The 24371-nt window shown below is 26.1% G+C and carries 18 protein-coding genes; 10 read left to right on the top strand and 8 right to left on the bottom strand.

The genetic code is table 11. From position 1 onward, the window contains the following. Positions 1–158: 158 nt before the first annotated feature. Complete coding sequence (locus Q0087_RS01840; protein ID WP_297897881.1) at positions 159–1958, bottom strand: thiamine pyrophosphate-dependent enzyme; 1800 nt, start codon at positions 1956–1958, stop codon at positions 159–161. 308 nt (positions 1959–2266) lie between these two features. Continuing rightward, complete coding sequence (locus tag Q0087_RS01835) at positions 2267–2530, bottom strand: HypC/HybG/HupF family hydrogenase formation chaperone (RefSeq protein ID WP_297897879.1); 264 nt, start codon at positions 2528–2530, stop codon at positions 2267–2269. A gap of 394 nt (positions 2531–2924) precedes the next feature. On the opposite strand from Q0087_RS01835, the gene Q0087_RS01830 reads away from it, so the two are divergent. Next, positions 2925–4250, top strand: a complete 1326-nt coding sequence (locus tag Q0087_RS01830) for an NAD(P)/FAD-dependent oxidoreductase (RefSeq protein ID WP_297897877.1) — start codon at positions 2925–2927, stop codon at positions 4248–4250. Between the two features lie 167 nt (positions 4251–4417). Next, positions 4418–5020 carry an FmdE family protein gene (locus tag Q0087_RS01825; RefSeq protein ID WP_297897875.1) on the top strand — a complete coding sequence of 201 codons (603 nt, stop codon included), beginning with the start codon at positions 4418–4420 and terminating at the stop codon, positions 5018–5020. A 98-nt stretch (positions 5021–5118) separates the two neighbouring features. Here Q0087_RS01825 and Q0087_RS01820 read toward each other — a convergent pair whose 3' ends face one another. From Q0087_RS01820 to Q0087_RS01805, 4 genes are all read right to left on the bottom strand, one after another. Then, positions 5119–6222 (bottom strand): glycosyltransferase, encoded by a 1104-nt coding sequence (locus tag Q0087_RS01820; RefSeq protein ID WP_297897873.1) that lies wholly within the window; start codon positions 6220–6222, stop codon positions 5119–5121. Between the two features lie 88 nt (positions 6223–6310). Beyond that, a complete protein-coding gene (locus Q0087_RS01815; RefSeq protein WP_297897871.1) occupies positions 6311–6859 on the bottom strand; it encodes a nitroreductase family protein in 549 nt (182 codons plus the stop codon). 377 nt (positions 6860–7236) lie between these two features. Further along, positions 7237–8199, bottom strand: coding sequence for a cell wall biosynthesis protein (locus Q0087_RS01810; RefSeq protein ID WP_297897869.1), 963 nt, complete (start codon positions 8197–8199; stop codon positions 7237–7239). 522 nt (positions 8200–8721) lie between these two features. Continuing rightward, positions 8722–9783 carry an mRNA surveillance protein pelota gene (locus Q0087_RS01805; protein ID WP_297897868.1) on the bottom strand — a complete coding sequence of 354 codons (1062 nt, stop codon included), beginning with the start codon at positions 9781–9783 and terminating at the stop codon, positions 8722–8724. A gap of 461 nt (positions 9784–10244) precedes the next feature. Between Q0087_RS01805 and Q0087_RS01800 the strand changes: the two genes are divergently transcribed. From Q0087_RS01800 to Q0087_RS01780, 5 genes are all read left to right on the top strand, one after another. Beyond that, the gene (locus Q0087_RS01800; RefSeq protein WP_297897867.1) at positions 10245–10625 is read left to right on the top strand and encodes a hypothetical protein; all 381 of its coding nucleotides are present in this window, start codon (positions 10245–10247) and stop codon (positions 10623–10625) included. Between the two features lie 102 nt (positions 10626–10727). After that, positions 10728–12047: a prephenate dehydrogenase gene (locus tag Q0087_RS01795; protein ID WP_297897866.1), complete on the top strand. Its 1320-nt coding sequence runs from the start codon at positions 10728–10730 to the stop codon at positions 12045–12047. Positions 12048–12920: 873 nt separating this feature from the next. Then, the gene (locus Q0087_RS01790) at positions 12921–15125 is read left to right on the top strand and encodes a CDC48 family AAA ATPase (RefSeq protein WP_297897865.1); all 2205 of its coding nucleotides are present in this window, start codon (positions 12921–12923) and stop codon (positions 15123–15125) included. A gap of 715 nt (positions 15126–15840) precedes the next feature. Then, on the top strand, positions 15841–16344 hold the full coding sequence (locus Q0087_RS01785; RefSeq protein ID WP_297897863.1) for a phosphatase PAP2 family protein: 504 nt from the start codon (positions 15841–15843) through the stop codon (positions 16342–16344). Between the two features lie 123 nt (positions 16345–16467). Continuing rightward, a complete protein-coding gene (locus tag Q0087_RS01780) occupies positions 16468–17310 on the top strand; it encodes a methanogenesis marker 8 protein (protein ID WP_297897861.1) in 843 nt (280 codons plus the stop codon). A gap of 17 nt (positions 17311–17327) precedes the next feature. Here Q0087_RS01780 and Q0087_RS01775 read toward each other — a convergent pair whose 3' ends face one another. Continuing rightward, on the bottom strand, positions 17328–17714 hold the full coding sequence (locus Q0087_RS01775) for a CBS domain-containing protein (protein ID WP_297897859.1): 387 nt from the start codon (positions 17712–17714) through the stop codon (positions 17328–17330). Positions 17715–17994: 280 nt separating this feature from the next. Between Q0087_RS01775 and thiC the strand changes: the two genes are divergently transcribed. The 3 genes from thiC to Q0087_RS01760 all read left to right on the top strand — a co-directional run bounded on the left by thiC (position 17995) and on the right by Q0087_RS01760 (position 20552). Beyond that, entirely contained in the window at positions 17995–19269 is a 1275-nt protein-coding gene (gene thiC / locus Q0087_RS01770; protein WP_297897856.1) for a phosphomethylpyrimidine synthase, read from the top strand. Between the two features lie 243 nt (positions 19270–19512). Further along, positions 19513–19791 carry a glutaredoxin family protein gene (locus tag Q0087_RS01765; protein ID WP_297897853.1) on the top strand — a complete coding sequence of 93 codons (279 nt, stop codon included), beginning with the start codon at positions 19513–19515 and terminating at the stop codon, positions 19789–19791. Positions 19792–20063: 272 nt separating this feature from the next. Next, positions 20064–20552 (top strand): ferredoxin-thioredoxin reductase catalytic domain-containing protein, encoded by a 489-nt coding sequence (locus Q0087_RS01760; RefSeq protein ID WP_297897850.1) that lies wholly within the window; start codon positions 20064–20066, stop codon positions 20550–20552. Positions 20553–20846: 294 nt separating this feature from the next. On the opposite strand, the gene mgtA is transcribed toward Q0087_RS01760, so the two are convergent. Further along, entirely contained in the window at positions 20847–23540 is a 2694-nt protein-coding gene (mgtA, locus tag Q0087_RS01755; protein ID WP_297897848.1) for a magnesium-translocating P-type ATPase, read from the bottom strand. Positions 23541–24371 lie beyond the last annotated feature (831 nt).

Raw genomic sequence — 24371 nt, 5'->3', positions numbered from 1 at the left:
ATATTATTAAATATTATTAAATATTATTAAATATTATTAAATATTATTAAATATTCATTAATTTTCTAAATTAATAAACTTTTTGTAATATAAAAAGTTTTAAAAATATCTTTTTATATTTAAAAGCATTATAATTAAAATCTCTATTCAGATTAATCTTAACTAATAGGATCTGTTTCAATATCAACAATAACTGGTTCATCAACAGCAAAAGCTGTTTCTATAGCCATTTTAAGTTCTTGGTAGGTACCAGCCTTAAGCCCAATGCCCCCACAACTTTCTGCAAATTCTGCAAAATCACAATTATATAAATCAGTATTCCAATTAACATAATTTTCATTTTCTTGTTCAGTCATTATCATACCAAGCTCGTGATTATTAAAGATAAATACCTTAACAGGCAATCTATATTTAACAGCTGTTAAAAAATCACCCATTACCATAGCAAATCCTCCATCACCAGATATACATATAACTTCTTTTTTAGGATTAATTATCTGTGCAGATAGGGCTGCAGGAAGGCCAAATCCCATAGTAGCCAAATAACCAGACATAACAAGTTCTTGAGTATTTTTCATTGGAAAATTTCTCCCAACTCTCCAACCATTTTCACCAACATCAATAGCTATTATAGCATCATCATCAACATAATTAGATAATTCTTTCATTATGAAAGGGAATTTGAGAGGAAATTTTGTCGGATCCTCTTCTTTTTCCAAAACATTGTCCCATTGTTTTTTTAAAGAAGAAATTTCTTCAACATAATCATTTTTATTTGATTTTTCGACTTTTTTAAGTATTTCTGGAATAACTTCAGTGATATTACCAATAATATTTAGACTAATAGGATGTTTTTTACCAATTACTAGAGGATCAATATCAATTTGTATTGAAGGCCTATTCGGAAGATTAGTATTATTTGAACAAGAACAACCAATTATTATAAGCAAATCAGAAGTATTAGTAAGTTTAGTAGAAGTTATAGTCCCAATTCCACCATGTCCACCAGCATGTAAATCATAATTATCATCAACTACACATTTACCCCTAAATGAGGTTACAATTGGAGCAGAAATTTTTTGAGAAAGTTCTTTAATTTCTTCTTTATTTTCTAGGGCTCCTCCTCCTGCAACAATAACGGGACGTTTTGAACTGTTTATCATATCAACTGCATCTTCGATTAAGTTTTGAGGAGCAGTAGTAGATAACATAGCTATTCTACCTTCCATATCGATTATTTCATCATCACATCTTTCTTTTTGAATATCTGCAGAAATTGAAATATGGGAAACACCCTTTTCTATTAGTGCATGACGAATAGCTAAAGTAGTTAAACGAATTACCTCATCAGGATGAGTTATAGTTTTATTAAAAACAGAAATTGGCTCAAAAAATTCGTGTTGATTAATCTCCTGGAATGCTTTTGTCCCAATAAGATCTCTTTGAACATACCCAGTTATTGCTAAAACAGGTGCCTTATCAAGTTTTGCATCATAAAGCCCAGTAGCTAAATTTGTTGCCCCAGGGCCTGCAATTGTAAGACAAGCTGCAATATTACCTGTTAATTTACCATGAGCAGAAGCCATCATAGCAGCAGTCTGTTCATGACGAACTTGAAAATATTCAATATCCCCATTTTTACGAATTGCTTCAACAATACCTAAAGAAGAGGTACCAGGAATTCCAAAAACATGTTTAACTCCCCAAGCGACCATTTGTTCAACCATTACATCAGAGGCCGTTTTAAATGAAACATCATCTGTTCCAAACTCATCTTTTATTTTATTATCTTTATCAGATTTTTTATTTTTAGTTTTTTTATCTTTTATTTCAATAAACATGCCCTTATTTGCATTACAAATAGGACACTTCCAAGAATTAGGAATTTTTTTAAAAGGTTTTTCTTCTCTTGATTCGTCATAAAAATAGTTACATATCTTACATCTATATTTAAACATCTAACCCCTTCTTTATATAGCATTATTCCATAATTAAACAAATTATATTATGTTTTTTATTTTATTTAAATTCTTTTAAATTATAAGAATATTAAGTAATAAACATTAAAAATTAAAAGAATAGAAAAAAATAAAAAATAGAAAAAATAACTAAGCGAAAAAGAAATATTCTAAATTAAAAAACAAGAAAAAAATAAAAGCCATAAGATGAAAAAATTTTGATAAAAAATTAAAATAAAAAAGTAATAAGATCAAAAATAAATAAAACGAATAATCTGAAAAAGGAATGATATAATAGAGATAAATATCTATTTATCCACTAAAGCCTTAAGTTCATTATCTTCTTCATCAAGAATCTCTAAAAGTTCATCCCATGCTTCTAAAGATTCTTTAGCTGCTTGATCATCTAAAACTTCAATAGCATAACCTGCATGAACAAGAACATATTTCCCTTCTTCAATCTCATCAACAAGATCTAGTTTTACTTGTTGTTTAACTCCACCAAAATCAACAAAACCAATTTTTTCTTCTGCTCTTATCTCAACAATTTGTGCTGGTGCTGCAATACACATAATATACCTCTCTTTTATAATCTGTAAGTAAACAGTAAATTTTAAGTAACAGTTATTATATTAATACTGATAAAAATTATATTTATATAATTTATTTATTATTATGAACTTTTTCCTAATCAAATATCTATCAAATGAAATAATCTTAGAAAAAAATTAAATATACTTATTATCATTAATCATATAAAAATACAAATATTTTAATAAAAATATTGAATTTCAAATTATATAAAATTATGTAATTTTATAACAAAATCAAATATAAAAAATGATAAAAATGGATATTAAAAATTAAAAAGTAAATTATAATATTGTAAATAATAAATAGAATAATATAACTAACAACAATAGGAAGTATATACAATATTATTAAAAGAAAACAAGGAAAAATATTATGAAAAATATTGTAATAGGGGCCGGACCTTCAGGGCGATTAGCTGGTTTAGAACTTGGCAGACTAGGGGAAGAAACTATATTAATTGAGAAAAAAAGTCTTGGAGGTACATGTTTAAATGAAGGATGTATGGTTATATGTGCATTAACAGATATCGCTAGATTTTTAAATAATTCCCATACTTATGAAAATTTAGGATTAATAAAAGGAAATATTGAGATTTCCTATAGCGAAATTGTAAAAAAGATTAAAGAAACACAAAAAATAATCCATAAAATTGATCATGAGGAAAACACTTCCCAAAATAATCATATTATTTATGGAGAAGCAGAAATTATAAATAATCAAGTAGTTGTTAATGGTGAAAGTTTAGATTACAAAAATTTACTTATTGCAACTGGTGCAAACCCATTTAACCCAAACATTAAAGGTATTGAACATAGTATCAATAACAAAGACATTTTAAAACTCAAAAAAATTCCTGAGAAGCTAAATATTATAGGAGGTAGCATAATAGCAGCGGAAGTTTCAAATATATACTCCTCATTAGGTAGTGAAGTTAACATAATAGCTAGATCTGAATTTTTGAAAGAATTGGATGCTGAGGTTAAAGAATACATAATAAAAAAAATGCTTAAAAATGTTAAAATTCATGAAAATACTGAAACATTAGAAATAAAACGTGAAAAGACAATCATTAAAAACAAAACACATGGGGGAGAGATTAGTGAAATTGAAGGTATTGCATTCATAGCTACTGGAAGATCTCCAAATTCAAAAATTGCTAAAAATATATTAAAATCGGGCGAATTTGATAAAAAAGGAGCAATAAAAGTAAATAAAATGATGCAAACAAAAAGAAAAAATGTTTATGCCGCAGGAGATGTTATAGGAGGAATTAATTTAACACCAATAGCAAGGATGGAAGGAATCATAGCAGCTAGGAACATGGCAGGATACTCAAGTAAAATTGAGTATAATTGTATCCCACAATCAATAAATTTGGATATGCCCATAAGTTTTGTCAGAACTTCAAAAAAAACCAACGATATTAATGATAAAACCAAGGATATATTAATTCCAGGATCTGCTGGACCAGAATCTTTTTGGAAAGTATTAGGAAAAGAAACTGGAATGACAAAAGCTTCATTCAATGAAAAAAATGAATTATTAAAATCAATTACGGCGATTTCACCTTCTTCAATAAGTGATATTGCTTATTTATCCTATTTAATGAGAATAGGAGAAAATATAACTAATTTCGATGATTTTATTGAAGTACATCCTTCAACAGATGTATTTTTCCATATTATGAAATACATTTAAGACATCTATAAATACAATAAATTAGCTTATAATAAATTAGCTTATAATAAATTAGATTATAATAAATTAGATTATAATAAATTTTTTTGATTAAATAATTATAATAAATTTTTTATAATGAACTATTTTTTATAAATTAATGTATAATAAAATAGGAATGAGATTAAATGATAAAAAAATTTGAAGATGTTACAAAGTTTCATGGACATGAATGTCCAGGCTCAGCAATTGGATATAAAGCTGCAAAAATAGCTGCTGAAAAATTAAATATTAATCCCTCTGAAGATGAAGAAATAGTAGCAATCGTGGAAAATGATAGTTGTGCTGTAGATTCTATTCAAGTAGTTTTAAGTTGTACTTTTGGAAAAGGAAATTTAATATTTAATGATTATGGGAAAGGAGTTTATACCATAATAAATAGAAAAGAAAATAAGGCAATTAGATTATCAATGAAAGAATCTTTTAATCCTATGAAAATAAATCCAGAATTTGGTAGTTTAAAAGAAAAAGAGAGAAACAGTAGTATAAATAATGAAGAAAAAAAATTGCTATCCAAAGTAACATCAGAAATTTGCAATTATATAATAAATATGCCAGATGATGAAATATTTTCTATAGAAGAAGTTAAAATAGATATTCCTGAAAAAGCTAATATTTATAAATCAATAGTTTGTGATAAATGTGGAGAGTTGACTAGCGAACATAGATTAAAAAAATATGGAAAAGAAAGAGTATGTATACCATGCTATGAATCATTGAAAAATAAATAAACTACTAATAAAAGTTCTTTTTATTAGATGAAATTATAATATCATGAAAATATACTATTATAAAAATATACTATTATAAAGATTAAATAAAAATAATATTATTTTTTATTTTTATTAGCTTCATTAATAACTATTTCTGCAATTTTATCGCCAGCCGAGAGAACCTCTTTACTATATTGTTTTGATTTAATTTTAATTTCTTCAAGATCAGCTAATGCTTTTTCAATATTATTATTCAAATTATCAATGTCAGACTCAATTACAGCCCCTGGGAAAATTCCTGCCATGTTATGATATCTACCATATTTAACCCTAGTTAAAGCTATAGCAGGTAATTCACAAGCCATAGCTTCTTGAATCATAACACCATCATCAGTTAAAACAGCTAAATCTATTAGTTCATAAAGATCTCTTATCCAGTTGATATAACCAAGATTAATAACATTATTATTCTCAATCAAATCTAAAAATTCATCTTCTAAAGGAATTCCAACCATTAATAAATTATATCTTTCAGAGAGGTCAGATATTTCTAAATTACTTGCATTAGATATAGCTTTAGCCATCATTTCAAATAAAGAAGATCCTGAAGAAAATAATATACTTGGTTTATCCTCATCAAATGCATTGATATAATTCCTATTATTTTCTTTAATTGATTTTTTTATTTCTTTTAATGCATTAGTTTTATCCCCTTTTGTAAGGCCTGGAGTTAATGGGAAAAAAGATTTAAAAACATTTTTAGGGATATTTTCAGCCCTAAATAGTTGAGCTTCGGGAAGAACAATACACGTGTTTAATTTTGTGCATATTTTTGTATCTGTTGGAGTATCAATAATACCAACAGCAGGAACATTTGCTAATTTAGCAGCTATGCAACCTACAACAGCACCACCACCAATAATCCCCACAACTACATCTATTTTAAGTTTTTTTATCAAAGACCTTGTTTCAAGTGCTGCCTTTATTGTTTTAAAACCTGCTTTAGCAGTAGCTGTTTTTGTAGCTGCATGACCTCCTGCTTGAGGAACACTAACTTTATGCCAAGTATAACCATTATTTTTAAAAAGTAAACCTGGTGCTTTACTATCAAGAGCAATTTCACATTGAATTCCTTTTTTTTCTAAGGCACGAGTAATATTTAATGCATTAACTGCATCTCCCCCCATTCCTCTACCAGTAATAACCAACAAAGCCTTCATAATATCATTTCACTTAAAATATTAAAATAAAAAGTCCTAATTTTAAAATAATTGAATAATTTTAAATATTAAAAAATTAATTAAAAAGTTATTTAATCCATTTAATCACATTTTCATTTCGATTTGGAATTTCTTGCCTTTGAATATCTTTATATCCTAAAGTAACACCATATAATGGTACATATCCATTAGGAATTTTAAGTTTATCTGAACTCTCCGAATCTTGGAAATATGCTTTAATTAAACCAATCCAACAGGACCCTATATCTAAGCCTTCAGCTGAAAGAAGAATATTTTCAATAGCAGCACTACAATCAGCTTTAATATCACTAGCAGATTCTTTTCCTGAAATTATTATAACTGTAGGTGCATTATGAAGTATATTCCTTCCGCTTTTAGCTACTGATTCTAGAAATTTATCTCCAGAAGAAGCCATATTTCTAATTGCAACATCATTCATCTCTTTTAGTAAATCTTGATTTTGAACAATTGTAAAATACCATGGCTGTTCTCCTCTTGCAGTTGGTGCCATAAGCCCTGCGTTTATTATTTTTTCAATTTCTGTATCTTTTAATTGTTCTTTTTTATAGGACCTTATACTTCTACGACTATTTATTACATCAAAAATATCTTTCATAAAATCTACCTTCGTAAGATAAAATAAATAATTTATACCTGTCTTTATTTTAACCTTTCTTTATTATTTTTATTATAATTTATTATTAATAACTAATTTAAATAAATAAACCTAAAATTAATTAATTTAAATAAATAAAAATAAAAAAATTATTTAACTATAATAAAAATTATTTAATATATTTTATATTACAAAATATAATAAAATTATAAAATATATATGAAAATCTTATATATTGTTCTTAAAAATTAAATTAATTTTTATATTATATTAGATTAATATCTTGCTTTCATGTTATATATAAATAAAAAATAATAGAAAATTAAATTAAAATTATTTAATTAATGAAAAAATTATTTAAAATATAAATTATATAATTATTTTTTTTCTAGACCATTAACAGATTGATATTTATCATAACTATAAAGAGTTTTATGTGCAAATGGATTGTAAAAAAGCCTTCTAAATCCTAATGCTATCAAAAATGGGTTTTTAATATCATATTGTTTTTTATGCAATATTAATCTTCTTAAAGAATCACCCATTCCCCCACCAGTTAAAACATCCATGAAATAATCTCCAAAAGTTGGATTTTTAATATTTAATTTTCTTGCAAAGAATTTTTTCAAATTGTTTCTTCTAATTAATGCAATTAGTACTGTTGTTGCAATAAATAATACAAGAGTCCACAAAAATCCTCCTAACATATAAAAACATATCCCTAATGCTACAGCAAAAGAATGATTTCCGACTTCTCCCAACATTATTTTTCCAGCGAAATCCAAAGGAGAATACCCAATACAAATGACAAGTAAGACTAAAGGAGCATAAAATGCAAAATATCCCGGTATTGCTACAATAGACCCTACATCCAAAATAATCATGGCAAGAATTGTAAAAATACTCATCATAATTACAACTATAGAAGTGGAACCAGGTTGCATATCCGAAATGTTAATCGGTTGAACCATCAATGCTACTAAAATAGATGAGAAGCCTAAAAGGGGATATCCAACTACCATTACAGCCAACATCCCAATACCTCGAGATAATTGTCCCCATTCAACACCGAGATTTCCAATTTTCTTCCTTCCGATTAAATCATCAACAAGAGCAAATATCCCTATTATAAGGATTAAATTATTGAAACCTGAAGGAAAATAAAAGCTGAGCAATACGAATGGGACTATTCCTAAAGCCCTAGGAGTTCCCCCACGAACATTATTTACATAAAGATTACCTAAATAACCCATTTTACCTAAAAATCTGAAAACTATTGTCAGAACAAGCGTTAAAATTAATGACAATATAAATGGTATTAAAATATATTGATAATTCATTTGATTAATCCCTTGGTTTTTATGTTTTTAAATTATAATTTTGGAAGGATTAACTAGTATATTTATCTTTTTTTTGTTTTTATTCATTTCATCCCAATTAATAAATCTAGAAATAGATTTAAAACAAATTTAGATATAGACAAATCCAATTAATAATTCCAAAATTAAAATATATAATTTGTTATAACTTATAATCAAAATTTAATAAGATTTTACTAATATATAACTCTTTTTAATAAATTCTGAAACATTAATATATTATTAGTAATCAGTAATAATAATCTTATAAAAAACAAATAAAATTAATTGTTGAAAGTCACTTAAACCATGAAAACTTTAATAAATCTAAAAAATAGAATAAATAAGTCTAATAGAATATTATAAGTAACCTAAATAATAGCATAAATAACTAAAAAATAGTACAAATAACTAAAAAGAAGTATAAATAAATGTAAAATTAATTAATTAAATAAAAATTAATTAATTAAATAAATTATCTAACATATGTAAAAAAATCAGAAATTATTTTATAGGATATCTTAAAAGAGCAGCTAAGCCCCCCAAAGATTCTAATTGTTTTCCACCATCATGTTCACTACTAACTACTAGGATATTTCCGCCCATATTTTCAGCTAAGTCCATGACTTTTTCTAATTCTTCAATTCTTACAAATTTATCCAAAATTAATAATTCTTTAACAGCACCCGCATTAACTGCAGCTATAGTTTCATCTTTACCATATGCAACATTACCTGCGGATTTTGATATTTCCGCCAAAATATTATTAATAGAAGCTATTTCTTTTGCAATCCTATTTTCAGAATTTAATTTTTCAACTAAACCCTTTTTTAAAATTTCATTTATACCTACTCTTCCACCAGAGCCCGTATTTTCAATTATAGATTTTTCAGCTAAATCAGGATATTTATTTTCTAAAAAATCATGAAAACTATTTTTTGTAAACCCTGGTCCAGATATGATTATATTTTGAATATTATCAAATTTTAATAAAGATTCAGATATTTTTTTATAAAATTCATCGAAATTTTTAAGTCTATTCTTATCAATAATTCTTTTTCCAGATACATTACCTATAATAGGACCATAATATTCTATTCCGAATTGACGTACTAAGCCAAAATCAGCGACATCATCTTCAATAGAAATTATTATTGCTGAAAGTTTTTTTGATGCCTCAACAGCTTGTTTAATTCTGTTTAAAATATATTTTGACCAATGTTTCTTTTCAATTTTAATAGGATAATTTAATTTAACTTCTAAAGTATGATGAGAACCTAAAGGAACAAATTCTTCTGGGCCAGTTACTATAGAACCAGTAGCCCGTAATTTACCAGTGAATAGGTGAAAATTAATTGAATCAACTTCAATTCCGATGAAAAAAGTTTTTTTAATTCCTCGATCACTTCTTAATTTATCCCCCGTACTATCTTGTATTCTACGAGTTGTTTTAGAAGATAAAATATCTCCTTCTTCTATTATATGTGAGATATGCCAAAGATCGTCAAGAGTTTCTGGAACCAAATCAATAATGCCTTTTTTTGTATCCTGATATGTTATTCTCATTTTAGCCACTTATTTTTTAGATAATTCTATATAAATTTTCTTTAATAAATTAAATCTTATGATAATTCTTATGAATATTATATATATCTAAATACTAATAATAATATCTAATGAAATAATAGATTATTTAGAATAAAAATTAAAATATGTGATTATTTTAAATATTTTAATTATTCAAAATATCAAAACTTCATATAATAGTTAATAGTAATATGAAAACTTCATGATAATTAACAGTAAAAATTAAAATATATGAAAACAATAAGTTATTAGTTAATAATAAACATATAAAATCATTATTTATTCTATATTATTAATAAATATAGCAAAATTAATTATTAGTAAAAATAATTGTAATGATAATACAGATGATAAATAATAATAATAATAATTATATTTATGTTTATTATTTTAAATTATATGTTAATTTAAAGAATTATTTAATAAAGGAGCCATTGTAAATGGAATTTGGAGAAACTAGTTCAATAATTATTAGTTTAATTCTTGGAACTATATTAACACTATTATTTGACAATATTTTTGTAATAGCTTTTATAGGATTTATAGCCACATACATGGTTAAAAAAGAAAGTAAAAGTTACATTATAGGAGTTACAGCTGCATTAATATTTGCAATATTAAATTTCTTCATAGGTTTAATTTTGGTTCCAAATATACCTTCATATATAGCAGAAAATATTGGTTTTGATTTTCCAAATTTTATTATAGGATTTTTAGTAACATGTATACTTGCAGGAATTTTAGGATTTATAGGCGGATTCATTGCAGAAAAAGCATATAAAAGGATAAACCCAAAAGAATTCCAAGAAAAATATAGATAGGGAAATATTAAAAATAATAATTATAAAAATAATTATAATAATAATAATTATAATGATAATGATAAGGATAATGATAAAATTAAATAATCAAGATTAGATAAAATGAAAATTGGAATTATTGGTGGAACAAGAGGTCTTGGAAAGACTTTAGCTACTATATTAAGCAAAGAAGGATTTGATGTAACAATCACTGGACGAGATGTAGCTAATGGAAATAAAGTTAGTGAAGAGCTAGAGGTAAATTACTCAAATGATAATAAAAAAGTAGCTTCTACATCAGATGTTGTTATAATTTCTGTGCCAATATCTACCACAAAAAATGTTATCAAAGAGATAGCAAAGTCAGTGAAAAAAGGATCTTTAGTTCTGGATGTAACTTCTGTTAAAGTTGAACCTAGTAATTTAATGAAAAAACTTTTAAATAAGGATGTTGAATTTATACCAACTCATCCTGTTTTTGGACCTAGAACAACTAATTTAGATGGGCAAGTAGTTGTTTTGACCCCTATTTCTAATGAACAAAAGAAAGGAATATGGTATCCGAAAGTTCTCAAATTTTTAAATGATAAAAAAGTCAGAATAATTGAAGCAAGTCCAGAAGAGCATGATGATATGATGGCTGTTGTTCAAGTTTTGACTCATTTTTCATATATTTCAACAGCTTCGGCAATAAAGAAACTCGGAATAAATATAAAAGAAACAAGAAAATTTGCAAGCCCTATTTATAATCTTATGGTTGATATGATCTCCAGGATTGTTTCTCAGAATCCATTTCTTACTTATTCTATTCAACTAGAAAATCAGAATGGAGAAAAAGTAAGGCAAACCTTTGCAGATTCTGTGATAGAATTAAAAGAAGTTTTAACCAAACAAGATAAAGAAAATTTTGTAAAAATAGCTATTGAAGCTACAAAAAATTTAGATGATATCCAGTCTGCACTTGGTAGAAGTGATAAAGCGATTGATTCTCAAAATCATGAAATTACAGTTCTTAAAAACTCTATTGGAAAAGAAATTGCATTACAACATATTTATTCGGAAGAAGTTCATATTGGTATATTGAAAGAAGTCAATCCTGATTTTATATCTTTAAATACTGGGAAAAAGCAAAAAAAACTTAAAATAGCTAACATAAAAATTTTAGACTATGATGATTTGCTAAATTGGAAAATGAAAAATCAAACCACTAAAAAACATTCAGTTAGTTGCATATTTCCAAAAAATTCCAACCCAGATATTATTATAGAAACTATAAAAAAAAGTGTAGATGATATAATTAATATTAAAGTTGCAGATATTTATACTGGACATCAAATATCTAAAGGAAATATAAGCATTACATTAGAAATTGTCACATTCAATAAATCTACATTTGAATCTGTTAAGAATATCTTAGAAGGTTTTGGTGGAATTATAAGATAAACTAATATTTATTATTTATTAAACTATTAAAAATTAAATATAAAAAATTATAATAAAGAATATTATAATAAAAAATATACTATTTTTAGATAATATAAACTATTTTAAGAATAAAAATACCCTATTCTTTAAATTATATAGCTTATTTTAGATGATGCAAACTAATTTTAAATAATATATTCTACTTTGAGAAGTATTTTAAAATAATATTAAAAATAGATAAATTAAAATTATAAATAAATTAAAATTGATAGGCTTATTTTTAAGATTATTATTTTTAGAATTTTATAAAGCGTTATATTAAATTAATTTATGATTAGATAGCTTTATTTTTAAATTAAAGATTAATAACAATGTAAAAATCATGAAAATGTGGGAAATTTTATAAAAATAATAAGGATAATTAATAAGAATTTTATTTGAAAATACCGAAACATTTATATAGTATTAAAGACAACTTTATTATAGTAACAAAAACTTACTAAAAGATTTTTAGTGTGAAATGAATACTAATAATAAAATAAATAGTTATTTTACATTAAATAAATTTAAAAATTATTATTTTAATTATTCTTAATTTTATAATAGATATAAATTAAAAATTAATGCTTAAATAGCTTTAATTGTTTAATAAAATATTTAACTTATATATTATTGTTACAAAAAGATACTTTAACATAATATACCTTAAAAAAATACTAAAAATATATTAAAAATGCTAAAAATTATATTAAAAAGCTTTTTAAATATTAAAATTTTAAATATGTCGAAATTTTAAAATGTGTAAATTTTAAAATGTATATCAAAAATTATATTATAAATATCATAATTTATTTTTCATAAATTTTTTAAAAAAAAAGGGAGTTTTTAAAAATGGAAAGAAAAGAAATAAATCTTAAAGTCGCAGAGGCAATTGCACAAAGCGATGTAGGAAGAGGGATTGCAAGGATTGATCCTGCATGCATGGAAAAATTAGATCTTCTTGATGGAGATATAATTGAAATTCAAGCAAATAAAATCACAGCTGCAAAAGTTGTTTCATCACAAAGTGACATTGGGTTAGGTGTCATTAGGATTGATGGAATATTGAGAAAAAATTCAGGCGCATCTATTGGTGAAGAGATTGTTGTTAGAAAAGCTGAAGTTAAAGAAGCTAAAAAAATCGTTTTAGCTCCAGTAGAACATCAAATAAGTATTAGAGGAGATGTAAGATCTGCTTTTGCTAATCAGGTTATGACACAAGGAGATATTATTGTCACAGGAGTAAGACAACAACGTGTACCTCAATCCGGAATGGGTGGAAGTTTAATTGATGATATGTTCAGAGAAATGATGGATGTTGCTCCATTAGGGGAAATAAAATTAGCAGTTGTTTCTACAAGCCCATCAGGAATTGTAAATGTTGGCCCTAATACTTCAGTAGAAGTTCAAACAGAACCAGTAGACCTTTCTAAGGTTGAAGGGATAAAAAATGTTATTGATGTTAGTTATGAAGACATCGGTGGACTCAAAGAAGAAGTTAAGAAAGTAAGAGAAATGATTGAAATTCCTCTTAAAAGACCAGAACTCTTTGAAAGATTAGGAATTGCACCACCAAAAGGAGTTTTAATGCATGGTCCTCCAGGTACTGGTAAAACTTTATTAGCTAAGGCAGTAGCTAGCGAAAGTGATGCGCATTTTATTCTTATTAATGGTCCAGAAATAATGAGTAAGTATGTTGGAGGTTCTGAAGAAAATCTTAGAGAATTTTTTGAAGAAGCTGAAGAAAATTCCCCATCAATTATATTTATAGATGAATTAGATGCAATAGCTCCAAAAAGAGAAGAAACTCAAGGAGAAGTTGAAAGAAGAACCGTTGCTCAATTACTTACATTAATGGATGGGCTTAAATCAAGAGGCCAAGTCGTAGTTATCGGAGCAACAAACAGGCCCGATTCTTTAGATCAAGCATTACGTAGACCGGGAAGATTTGATAGAGAAATTGAGATTGGTGTTCCTGATAGTGAGGAAAGGAAAGAAGTAATGGAAATTCACACAAGAGGAATGCCATTAGATGAAGATGTTGACTTAGATGAAATAGCAGATACTACTCATGGATTTGTAGGAGCAGATCTTGAATCCCTGTGTAAAGAAGCAGCTATGAGAGTAGTAAGAAGAATTTTACCTGAAATAAAAGGCGATGAAGAAATACCTAAAGAAACATTGAAAAAGATAATTGTTAAAAAAGATGATTTCAAAGAGGCCCTTAAAGAAATTCAACCGTCTGCGCTTAGAGAAGTTTTAGTTCAAATCCCTGATATTGGATGGGATGATATTGGAGGGCTTGAAAATGCTAAACAAGAATTACAAGAAGCTGTTGAATGGCCACTAAAATATCCAGAAAACTTTGAAAAATTTGGAGTTAAACCTCCTAAAGGAACATTATTATTTGGTTCTCCAGGTACTGGTAAAACATTACTTGCTAAAGCAGTAGCTAATGAAAGTGAAGCTAATTTTATAGCAGTTAAAGGACCAGAATTATTATCCAAATGGGTAGGAGAATCTGAAAAAGGAGTAAGAGAAGTATTTAGAAAAGCAAGGCAAACTGCACCTACAGTTATATTCTTTGATGAAATTGATTCTATTGCAAGTACAAGAGGAGATTCTAGTGGAGATTCTGGAGTAACCCAAAGAGTTGTTAATCAATTACTTACTGAAATAGATGGTATGGAAGAATTACAAGATGTGGCAATTATTGCAGCAACAAATAGGCCAGATATTATAGATCCTGGATTAATGAGACCTGGAAGATTTGATAGGCATATTAAAGTAGATAACCCTAATGAAGAAGGGCGTCTTGCAATATTTAAAGTTCACAGTGCAGAAATGCCACTTGCAAAAGATGTTGATCTTAAAAAACTAGCTAGAGAAACTGAAGATTATGTTGGGGCAGATATTGAAGCAGTATGTCGTGAAGCAGCTATGTTAACATTGAGAGATGATATTGAAGCTAAAGAAGTTAGTATGAAATACTTTAACAAAGCTATGGAAAAAGTTAAACCAAATTCAGATGATGGAGATATGGTTCAATACCTCTAATTAAACTTTATTAGTAGATTAATGAATAGCTCTGATTAATTGATAGATTAATTAGCCACTAACCTCCTTATATTACCTCATATAAAAAAGCTAATCATAAATCGAATTAAAATTAGAGATTTGATCTCTCCTGATGAAAACAGACACAAAAATACTACAAGATTGGAAAATCATAATTTCATATTATGAAAATTATTGGTTTTCAAAATTTTAAAAACACCCTTTAAATCAATCTGTGGTTTAAAAACCCTAAAATGAGGGCACCTTTATTGGTGTTCCTCATTTTTTTATTATAGTTTAGTAATACTTTCATTAGTAAAATTAATACTTAATTAAAATATTTTGAAAATATTAAAATAGATATTAACATATTTTGATAATAATATTAATAAAGAAAAATAGTAAGAATAAATAATAATAAAAAAATTGTTATATACACAAAGGATAGAATATTTTTAAAAAATAGTTAATAAAATTAGTTAATAAAATATTTAATAGATTATTTAATAGATTATTTAATGAGTTATTTAAAAATTATAATAAAAATTTATAAAAAATTTATAAAAATAAAGATTAATTATAAATAAAGATTAATTATAAAAAGTAATGGGTTGATTAAATTATAGAGTTTATTTACGATTATTTAATAGAAATAAACATAGCAATTTTCTATTTTATTAATCATAATTTAAAAAATAATTTTTTTAATTTTTTAATGCCAATTATAACAAATTTAGGGAGCAGCACTATTGTTTTTACAATTGTGACAATACTCCTTATTTATGGTATTTTAAAGAATAATGTAAAAATAAAAAGAATAGCAATTATTGGTTTAATTGCTTTAATAATCACTACTACAATAATATTTATATTAAAAATATCTATTAATGAGCCAAGACCCTTCATATCATTAAAATATGTAAATCTATTAATAATAGAAAATGACCCATATTCATTTCCATCAGGACATTCGGGAAACATATTTGCATTTGCTACCGCATTTGGACTTAATTGGAAACTGAAAATAAAAGAAAAATCATTTAAATTAGCTTGGATTTTATTTCCAATAGGAATTTTAGTTTGTTTCTCAAGAATTTATATTGGAGTTCATTATCCATTTGATATTTTGTTTGGGGCAATTATTGGAATATTTGGTGGATTAATAGCTACAATGATAGTAAATAAATATATAGAAAATAGGTTATTTAAAAATAAATAATAAAATATAAAAAATAGAATATTGCAACAAAAAAACATTAAATTAATAAAATTAATATACAGAAATAAAAAAAATATAAAATTATAGAAAATGAAAAATAATATTATAAAAAAGGTGTTTCAAATGGATGAACATATTGTAGAAGCAATGGGGAGATCTAAAGTTACTATAAAAGATGGTAAAGTAATTAAAGTAGAAAATCCAAAAGTCGAATATTGTCCCCTATTCCATAAACATAGAGGAATTGAAAGACTAGATAAAGAATCTATAAGAAAAAATATGGAATTTAGAATTGCTGATTTTGGAATGTGTTCAAAAAACCGTGAAGTCAAGATGAAAGATTTTTTATCTTTTGGAATTTCTGAAACCATATCCACCCTTTTAAATCAAAATATCATAGATTCCGCAATTATGGTTTGTGAAGGTTGTGGAACTGTTATTGTCGAAACTGGAGAAATGGCTCAAGGAATTGGAGGGCGTGTATCGGGTTTATCTAAAACCAGTCCTATACCAGAAGTAGTTAAAAAAGTAGGAGAAAAAAACGTTCTTGATCCTGAAACCGCTTTGATAGATCAAATTGAAGGAATTAAACTAGCTAAATCCCAAGGGAATAAAAATATTGCAGTTACTATAGCTAACCCTGATGATGGAGAAGCTATAAGAAAATTAGAAAACTATTACAAAAAAAATAATGAAGACATAAATATATACATATTTAGTGTTCATAATACAGGAATAGAAAGAGAGGGTTGTGAAAAATTATTTGAATATTGTGATGTTATAACTGCATGTGCTTCCAAAGATATTAGAGATATTGGTGATAAAACATCAATTAAAAAAGTAGGAGAATCAATCCCAATTTATGCTGCAACAGATAAAGGAAAATACTTTTTAGAATTAAGATTAAATGATATTGGAGGGATGAAACCTAAAAAGAATCCTAAATCACCTAAACCATTAATTTAAATAATTAATACATAAATTTATTTTTTATCTATATTGTCTGCAACAGCCCTTATTATACAGCTTTGAGTAATCAAACCAATTAATTTTTTATTTTCAACAACAGGAATTCGTTGATATCCAGTTTCAGCCATTATACTACTTATTTCTTTGATATTCACTGATTCAGATACTGTAGATAGATTTTTACTCATTAAATCTTTAACTTTAATTCCCATAGCTTCGCTACCTGCGAGTAAAACATCCCTATGAGTTATTAGGCCCACAAGTTCATCATTTTCAACAATAGGGACAGCTCCAATATTTGCCCTAACCATTTTAAGTTTGGCAGCAGCTACCAAATCATTTGGAGATGAAACTATAATATCTGTCAACATTATATCTTTTGCACATAAATCTTCAATCATGATAATTACTATGTTTTTACTAATATATTAAATTATTATATTAAAAATGAAAAATATAAAAAATAAGAATAATAAAGATAATAAGAATAATAAATATAATAAAAACAGCCCAAATAAAATAAATATGAAAAATACTGATAAAAATAATAATAAAAATAGTAATTAAGAATAAAAGTAGTAATTAAGAATAAAAATAGTAATTAAGATATAAAATAAAATAATAATAACAAAATATTAATAAAAGCAGAATAAATTGATAAAATCAAAAGAGGTATTTAAATTGACTCAAGTGACAGAAGCAAGAAAAGGCAACATAACCAAAGAAGTTAAAATTGTAGCTAAAAAAGAGAAAATCTCTCCTGAAAAAATTAGAAAAATGATTGCCGCAGGTAAAATTGTCATACCAAAAAATATCAACAGAGAAACATCTCCCTGTGGGATTGGTGATGGTTTAAAAACAAAGATTAATGCAAACATCGGTTCATCATCCAAAATGGAAAATTTACCTCTTGAAATTGAAAAAGCTAAAACAGCAGTACACTATGGTGCAGATGCAGTAATGGACTTGAGTACTGGACCAAATCTTAATGAATTTAGAGAAAAAATTATAGATGAGATAAATGCCCCAATAGGTACAGTACCCATATATGAAGCAGGTGTAGCTACGCAAAGAAGAGGCGAGCCTATAACAAGTATGAATGAAGAAGATATGTTTAAGGCTATTGAAAATCAAGCAAAAGAGGGTATTGACTTTATGACTCTCCATTGTGGTATAAATAGGGACCTTGTGAATAAATTATCAAATGCAAAAAGAACCATGGGGATTGTAAGTAGAGGAGGGACCTTTTTAGCCTCTTGGATACTACACAATGATAAAGAAAATCCATTATATGATAATTATGAATATATTTTAGAAATAGCATACGAATATGATATTACATTAAGTTTAGGTGATGGTTTGCGTCCAGGTTGTCTTCAAGATGCAACAGATATTTCACAAATCCAAGAATTAGTAAATCTTGGGACTTTGGTAAAAAAAGCGCAAGATGCATCAGTTCAAACTATGGTAGAAGGTCCTGGACATGTCCCAATGAACCAAATAGCATCTAATATGCAAATACAAAAAACTTTATGTCATGGTGCACCATTTTATGTTCTTGGACCAATTGTAACTGATTTAGCCCCAGGATACGATCATATTACCTCTGCTATAGGAGGAGCAATAGCTGCACAGTCTGGAGCTAATTTCTTATGTTATGTCACACCTGCAGAACATCTTTCAATTCCAAATCTTGAAGATGTGAAAGAAGGAGTTATTGCTTCTAAAATAGCAGCTCAAGCAGCAGATGTTGCAAAAGGATTGGATTCTGCATGGGAAAAAGAAAAAGAAATGGCAATAGCTAGAAAAACATTTGATTGGAATAAACAATTTGAGCTTGCATTTGATAGAGATAAATGCGAAAAATATAGGGAAAATTATCCTGTAGAAGAAGAAAATATGTGCTCTATGTGTGGAGAGTACTGTGCAATTAGAATAGCTAAAGATGACTTTTAAAAAGTAGCATATTCTTTTAATTATTATATTCTTTTAATTATTAGTTTAAATAGCTATTATTCAATTAATAATAAAATATTAATCAATGAAATAATAATTAATGAAATAATAGAATAAATTAATATAATATAAATAATAAATATATTATTAAATAATAAATTATTAAAAATTTAATTAGTAAATATATATGAAAAATAATTAAATAAAAATTTAATGAAAATTTAATAAAAAGGAAGTTATAAAATGGATTTAGAACATGTTGAAGGAGAAAAAAAAGGAAATATTGTTTTATTTGCTTTAAGTACTTGTGGTTGGTGTAAAAAAACTAGAATGTTAATTGAAGATCTTGGAGTCGAATATGACTATATATATGTTGATTTAACATCTGGCGATGAAAGAGAAGAAGTAGTTAATGCTCTAAAAGAATATAATCCCGATATTTCATTTCCAACATTAGTAATAGATAATTCTGACGTTATTATTGGATTTGAAGAAGATAAAATTAAGTCAAAGCTAAGTTAAAGAATATAAATTATTATAAAATTAAAATATTAGTATTTTGTATAAAACTATTTAATATAACTGAAAAATTATAAATTTATATTTAAATTAAATAATTAATATGAAATATTAAATAGTTAATATTAAATACTAATAACTGTCTCAAATACTAATTAATAAAAATATTAGATAATGATATTAAATACTTAATCATTAAGTCATATTATGATATTAGTTAGCTAACTAGTCAGATACAATAAGAATTATATTTATAGTTTTAAAGAGGGATTTAAATGGGTCAAGCTTATGATAATTTTAAAAAAGAAGCAGAATCTTCTGGTTATAATATCAATGAGGATGTGGAATTTGTTGAAATGTTACTTGAAAACATTGATGTTAACATTGAAAGATATGGTTATGGTGCTTGTCCTTGTAGATTAGCATCAGGAGAAAAAGACAAGGATCTTGATTTAATATGTCCTTGTGATTACAGAGATGCTGATTTAAATGATTATGGAGCATGCTTTTGTGCACTTTATGTTACCCAAGAAGTTTTAGACGGTAAAAAAAAGTTGAGTTCAATTCCAGATAGAAGATTAAAAGAATTAGAAAAGAAAAAAGAAATAGATGAATCCTCAAACAAAAAAGATATCTCTTCATTAAAATTAGAATTTCCTGTATGGAGATGTAAAGCCTGTGGATACTTATGTAGCAGACCAAAACCTCCAAATAAATGTCCAATCTGTAAAGTTGATGCAGAAAGGTTTGAACAAATAATTTAAGGACATTTATAACACTCATTTTTTAATATTTTTTATTAACCATATTTTTTATTTTAAATTTATTTTAATCTATAATTTTAGATTTTTATTAAATTTTTATTTATTCCCTAATTTCTAATTGATATTAATCTATTCTTTTGTTTCGATTAAATCATTTATCATTGCAAAATTATTATATTTAAAAATTGGAATTTTATAAATAATTTTTATAAATTTATAATTTAAAAGATTTTTAAATGAATTTAAAAAAATAATAAAATATAATAAATTTAAAAAAAATAAAAAATAAGTTTTTTAATGGAGTTCTCCAAATTTCTTAATAAATACTTTTTTCATCAAAGTAGCTAAAACCATATAGCCAACCATTGTAGCTATTAACCAAGGGAAATAAAACCATGGAAGTGGAAGCATACCTAAAACTGCTCCAACACCGGTAAATGGCAAAATTGTTCCTACAGCAATACCTAAACTTGTTACTAATATTACTTTTAATGATGCTCTACTTTCTATGAATGGTAGTTTTGGAGTTCTTAATGCATGAATAACAAGGGTCTGGGACCATAAAGATTCTACAAACCATCCTGCATTAAATAATGCCATAAATGCAACAGAGCTAACACCTGCAGCTCCATAATTTCCACCTAAAACAGCTGGACAAATGATGAAAAACATCAATGCATATGTAGTAAGATCGAAAACTGAGCTTGTTGGTCCAATGTATAGCATGAATTTTCCTATTGATGATGCATCCCATTTTCTTGGTTTTTCGAGATATTCTTCATCTACTCTATCCCAAGGTAAAGAAACACAAGAAATATCATATATTAGATTTAACATTAATAGTTGCAAAGGAAGCATAGGCAAGAATGGTAGGAATATACTAGCTACTAACACTGAGAACATATTACCAAAGTTTGAGCTTGCAGTCATCTTAATATACTTAATTATATTTCCAAAGGTTCTTCTACCTTCAATAACACCTTCTTCTAATATCATTAAATCTTTTTTAAGTAATATAATATCTGCTGATTCTTTAGATATATCAACTGCAGTATCAACAGAAATTCCTACATCAGATTCATTAATTGCTCCTGCATCATTTATTCCATCTCCTAAAAATCCGACTACATGATTTTGTTCACGTAAATGTGAAACCAACATGGTTTTCTGATTTGGTGAAAGCTTAGCAAAAATATTATTATTTTTAGCAACAAAAGAGACTTCTTCATCATTCATCTTTTCAAGATCAATACCACTTATAACATTTGGATGTTCTATTCCTACTTGAATACAGACAGATTTAGTAACTGCTTCATTATCACCACTTAAAATTTTAACATCTACCCCATGGTCTTTTAAAGCTTTTAGTGCTTCTTTTGCACTTTCTTTAGGAGGATCTAAAAATGCAAGATATCCCATTAAACACATTTCAGATTCATCAGCAACTGAAAAAACACCTACTTCAGATGGGTGATTTTTTTGAGCTACAGCGATAACTCTCATTCCCTTATTATTTAGTTCTGTTACAGTATCCAAAATTTCATTTCTTATTTCATCAGTTAATGGTTCTATTTTATCTTTATATTCAACAACTGAAGAAATATCTAACATTTCTTCAACTGCCCCTTTTGTTATCATCTGAGTTTTTCCACTTTTATCTTGAATAACAATACTCATACGTCGACGATTAAAGTCAAATGGTATTTCATCAACTTTAGCATATTTTGTTGTTAATGGACTTATTTCTTCTTCACCAACATGATCTAATATAGCTGCATCCATGAGATTTTTAAGACCCGTTTGATAATAGCTATTTAAAAAGGCATGTCTTAAAATTCTATCATCTTCATTACCATGGATATCTAAATAAAGTTCTAAAACAACTTTATCTTGGGTTAATGTGCCTGTTTTATCAGTACATAATACATCCATTGCACCAAAATTTTGTATTGTATTGAGGCTCTTTACAATGACATTATTCTTTGCCATTTTAACAGCACCTTTTGCAAGGTTAGTTGTAACTATCATTGGTAGCATTTCAGGAGTTAGTCCCACAGCAATTGAAATTCCGAATAAAAGTGCTTCTAACCAATCACCTTTAGTAAATCCATTGATAAAAAATATAACTGGAACCATAACTGCCATGAAACGAATAAGTACCCATGAAACAGAGTTAATTCCTTTATCAAAACTTGTTTTCTCTTTTTTAACTGAAACATTTTCTGCCATTGATCCAAAATTAGTTTCATTACCAACTGCAATGACAATACATTTGGCAGTACCACTTTCTACTGTACTACCCATAAAAGCTAAATTTTTAATGTCAAATAATGTTTTTTCATCTATTGCTATGTGATCATCTTCAACAAACTTTTCAATAGGTTCACTTTCACCAGTTAATGATGATTGACTTAAAAATAAATCTTTTGATGAGATAATTCTTACATCAGCGGGAATCATATCTCCTGCAGCTAAATGAATAATGTCTCCAATCACAACTTCTTCAAGAGGAAGTTCTATTTTTCCTTTACCTTTTCTTTCAATAGCAGTTGTAGTCTCAACCATAGAGGCAAGTTCCTTTGCAGAATTATTAGATCTTGTTTCTTGTACAAACCTCAATATTCCACTAATTGCAACCATTGTAAGCACAATTACGACTGCAGTATAATCTTGTTCTCCAGGGCTGGCCATCAAAACATCCATGATAAAAGACATGATTGCCAAAAAGATTAGTATTAAAGTAAAAGGATTTATAAAAGACTTAAAAATTCTTTTTATTAATGAATTTTCTTTTTGGTGTGATATAACATTTTCACCATATTTTTCTCTCATTTTTTCAGCCATTAATTCATCATAACCTTCAGAAGTGTTTCCATATTCCTTTAATATATCTTCTGTGTTAGATTTTGATGCATTAATAAGTCTCCTAACTGAATACTCGCTTTGCTTATTTTTTATTTTTTTATTTGATTTAGTTAGTTTTTTCATTGTCTATTCTCCTTTAAATCAAAGCTAAAGAATTAGACATAGAATTTAACAGAAAATAAATATTAAGTAGCTAATTAATGTAAATTATGTTTCATATAATATAATCATTATAAATAAAATATAATAGAATATAATAAACCATGATACAATATAATTATAAATTAATATTAAATAATTTAGATTTTTAATTAATTATATAATTAAGTTAAATTTTAGATAAAAAATTATAATCATTTATCTAAAAGTCTAAAAATCTAAAATAGATAAATTATTTTTATATGAAACATAATAAGAAAATTAAATAGGCTAAAAATAAATTTATTTAACCACTCAAAAAAAGGTAATTTAAAGAAAAAAAACTAAAACATTGAAAAACAAAATTTAAATCTGACATTCTCCAAATTACCCAATCGATCGGGATCTTCTATGTCAATATCGCTTTTTGCTTCCATTTCTTGCACCTTAAATATGTTCTAAATTTAAAAAAAATGATCATATAATTGTTCTATTATGACTAAATATTATATGAACAATATTAATTTACATATAATTATATATAAAGTTTTGCAAAATAAATAAAATCTAAATTTAATATAAACTCATTTTTTATTTTTGTAATAAAACCCTTATTTAATAATCATGTTTATTTTTAATAACAAATCCTATCTAAAATTAATATTTAAAACAATAAAAAAATTAGTATATAACTTATATGACTAATATTTAAAATATATAATTAATATATAACTTATATAATTAATATTTTAAAGATTATAGCTAATATTATTAATTATATAACTATTAATCATTAAATTTATCATTATATAATTA

The sequence above is a fragment of the uncultured Methanobrevibacter sp. genome (assembly GCF_937881195.1).
Lineage (GTDB): Archaea > Methanobacteriota > Methanobacteria > Methanobacteriales > Methanobacteriaceae > Methanobinarius.
This window is presented reverse-complemented; position numbering and strand designations above follow the sequence as displayed.